The organism is Streptomyces sp. NPDC006265, assembly GCF_040613555.1.
GTDB lineage: Bacteria > Actinomycetota > Actinomycetes > Streptomycetales > Streptomycetaceae > Streptomyces.
Window position 1 is genome coordinate 1 of sequence record NZ_JBEXSH010000954.1, and the last position, 3,306, is coordinate 3,306.

Sequence of the window (3,306 nt, forward strand, 5' to 3'; positions counted from 1 at the left end):
ACCGACGCGGGACAGGATGCGGCGCAGCTGCGTCTCGTCAGCTCCCATGGTGCCCTCCGGACCTGCCCTGCGCCGCTGGGACGGCTCCGCGCGAACGGTCTGACCAGCCGTTGCCGACTCAGAGAGAGGCCCCTGCATGCCGCACGCCACACAGCACGCGGACGTCGCCACCGCGGAACTGGACTCGGCCCTGCGAGGCGGCCCCTTCCACGTCGCCCTGCGGGCCGCGATCGCCGCCCGCGGACTGCCCCTGCAGCGCGTGCAGCACCACCTGTCCCGCCACGGCGTGAAGGTCGGCGTCACCAGCCTGAGTTACTGGCAGCAGGGCGCCCGGCGTCCGCAGCGACCCGAATCGCTGCGGGCCGTACGCGCGCTGGAGGAGATCCTGGAGCTTCCCGAGGAGTCACTGATCCGGCTGCTCGCCGACTCCGGGGAGAGCCCGTCCGGGCTGCGGTCCGCCGCCCGCTCCTACCGCTCCCTCGTCGAGGCCTCCGGTGTCCTGGACCAGTTGCTGGCCGAGCTTGACTGCCCGCCGGACGGAGGCCTGCACACCCTCGGCCACCACGAACGACTGCGGATCGGTGCGCGGCGCGAGCTGGCCGAGCGCGAGTCGCACCACATCGTGCGCGCCCACCGGGACGGCATCGACCGCTTCGTGGCCGTCCACCACGGCGACCGGGGAGCCACACCGGAGCTCATACGGGTGCACGCCCTGGAGAACTGCCGTACCGGCCGCGTCCGTTGGCACCGCGACACGGGAGTGCTCGCGGCCGAGCTGCTCTTCGACACCCGGCTGCGGGCCGGGGACACCTTCCTGTTCCGCTACGGCGTCGAGGACGGCACGGCGGGTGTGTCACGCGAGTACGTGCGCGGCTTCGACTCCCCCGGCGGCCAGTACGCCCTTCAGGTGCGCTTCGACGCGGCGGCCGTCCCGGTGCGCTGCCACCGCTTCACCCAGCACTCGGCGGCGGCGCCGCGCAGCGGATGCCAGGACCTGGCGCTGAGCGGGCGGCACCGGTCGGTGCACCTGGTCGAGCCGCGGCTCCGACCGGGGTTCCTGGGGATCGGCTGGGACTGGGAGTAGGGGCTCGCCGGACGGCGGCCCGCTGTCCGTGCTGCTGCCCGGCGGCCCGCTGTCCGTGCTGCTGTCCTGCGGCCCGCCAGGCGGGACGTAAACGATTGCGCAAACGTTTACGTCCGTCGCAGGATGCGATATGTTCCCGGCCGGAACCTGATGGAGGAGGCGGGAGCGGCATGGCGACCATGGCCGACGTCGCGCGGAGTGCGGGTGTCTCCGTGGCGACGGTCTCGCATGTGCTGAACGGCACCCGGCCGGTGCTGCCGCACACCCGCCGGGCGGTCCTGGACGCCGTGGAGGAGCTCGGCTACACCACGAACACGCTGGCCCGTTCCCTGGTGACGGCCCGCACCCGATCCATCGGGCTGGCGGTGTCGGCGATCAGCAACCCGTACTTCACGGAGATCCTCCAGGGCGTCGAGACCGCAGCGCTGGAGACCGGCCACAGCCTGCTGATCGCCGATCCGCACGACGATCCGGGGCACGAGCGCAAGGTCGTCCAGCTGCTGCACGAGCGCCGGGTGGACGGCATGATCGTCGCGCCCTCCGCCGATCCCCGCGGGCTGATCGCCTACCTGGACCGGCACGACGTGCCTGTCGTGTTCCTGGACCGGGTGGTGGACGCGCCGGAAGCGGACGGAGGTCCGCGTTTCGACCACGTGTGCGCCGACAACGCCGAGCCGATGTCCCGGCTGGTCACCCATCTCGCCGGGCTCGGTCACCGGCGGATCGGGCTGGTGGCGGGGCGGCCGGGGCTCAGCACCACGAGCGAGCGGATCACCGGTTACCGCAGCGGTCTGGCCTTCGCGGGGCTGGCGTACGACGAGCGGCTGCTGGTGCACGGCGACTCGGAGTCGGCCGACGCCGAGCAGGCCACCGAGGCCCTGCTGTCCCTCGGTGTGCCTCCCACCGCCCTGGTCACCGGCAACAACGCCATGACCATCGGGGTGCTGCGTGCCCTGAGCGCGCACGGCCTGTCCGTGCCGGGCGACATCGCGCTGTGCTGCTTCGACGACTTCGCCTGGGCGGATCTGTTCTCGCCCCGGCTCACCGCGATCGCGCAACCCGGCAAGGACATCGGGGCGCGGGCCGTCCGCGTGCTCCTGGAGCGTCTCGCCGAGCCGGACCGGGCCGCCCGGACCGTTCGCCTGCCCTGCACCTTCGTCCACCGCACGTCGTGCGGCTGCCCCAGCCCGTCCGAGGAAGGAACCCCGTCGTGATCGTCGTCGCCGGTGAGGCACTGATCGACCTGGTACCGCAGGGCACGGGTGCCCTGGCGGCGCTGCAGCCGGCGCTCGGCGGCGGCCCGTTCAACACGGCCGTGGCGCTGGGCCGCCTCGGCTCGCCCGCCTCCTTCTGCTCCCGGGTGTCGTCCGACGCCTTCGGGGAGGCCCTGCTGGACCGGCTGCGTGAGACCGGGGTCGACGTGTCCTCGGTGCAGCGCGGCTCCGAGCCCACGACCCTCGCCGTCGCCACGGTCGGCGCGGACGGCTCGGCGGCGTATTCCTTCTACGTCGACGGGACGGCGGACCGGCTGTTCGCGGCGCCCTCCGTGCTGCCGTCCGACACTCGGGCGATCTCCTTCGGCACGTGCTCGCTGGTGCTGGAGCCGGGGGCGAGCGCGTACGAGGCGCTGATGCGCGGGGCCGCCGCGCAGGGCGTGTTCACCGCGCTGGACCCGAACATCAGGGCCGGGCTGATCCCGGACGCTGACGCCTACCGGGCCCGGTTCAAGAGCTGGCTGCCGTCGGTGTCGCTGCTGAAGCTGTCCGAGGAGGACGCAGCGTGGCTGGGCGGCACGCCCCGGGAGTGGCTGGCGGCCGGTCCGGCGGCGGTCGTGATCACCCGGGGCGGCGACGGGCTGACGGCCTTCACCGCCGAGGGCGGCGAGTACGCGGTGCCGGTCGAACGCGTGGAGGTCGTGGACACGATCGGCGCGGGTGACACGGTCAACGCGGCCCTGTTGCACGGGCTCGCGGTACGCGACGCCCTCAGTGCCCGCGCGCTTGGCGAACTGGGTCCCGGCGGCTGGACGGAACTGCTGGGCTTCGCGGCCCGCGCGGCGGCGGTGACCTGCTCGCGGGCCGGGGCGGAACCACCGTACGCGCACGAGCTGGCGGGGTGACACGGGCTCGGCGCCGTGGCTGGCCGAGGGTGCTTCAGCCGGTCTCCCCCATGGTGACCGCCCGCAGTGCGCCCGGGCGGCGGCCGTTGAGGCGGTCCAGGGC

General features: G+C 73.6%; 3 protein-coding genes. All 3 read left to right on the plus strand.

The window, feature by feature from the left end; translation table 11 throughout:
- Nucleotides 1-136: 136 nt before the first annotated feature.
- The 3 genes from ABZ281_RS43365 (at nucleotide 137) to ABZ281_RS43375 (ending at nucleotide 3,203) form a co-directional block, all read left to right on the plus strand.
- Nucleotides 137-1,084 carry a hypothetical protein gene (locus ABZ281_RS43365; protein WP_356663657.1) on the plus strand — a complete coding sequence of 316 codons (948 nt, stop codon included), beginning with the start codon at nucleotides 137-139 and terminating at the stop codon, nucleotides 1,082-1,084.
- Between the two features lie 170 nt (nucleotides 1,085-1,254).
- The gene (locus ABZ281_RS43370; RefSeq protein WP_356663659.1) at nucleotides 1,255-2,298 is read left to right on the plus strand and encodes a LacI family DNA-binding transcriptional regulator; all 1,044 of its coding nucleotides are present in this window, start codon (nucleotides 1,255-1,257) and stop codon (nucleotides 2,296-2,298) included.
- Nucleotides 2,295-3,203: a carbohydrate kinase gene (locus ABZ281_RS43375; protein ID WP_356663661.1), complete on the plus strand. Its 909-nt coding sequence runs from the start codon at nucleotides 2,295-2,297 to the stop codon at nucleotides 3,201-3,203. The genes ABZ281_RS43370 and ABZ281_RS43375 overlap by 4 nt, the downstream gene beginning before the upstream one ends.
- Nucleotides 3,204-3,306: the final 103 nt, after the last annotated feature.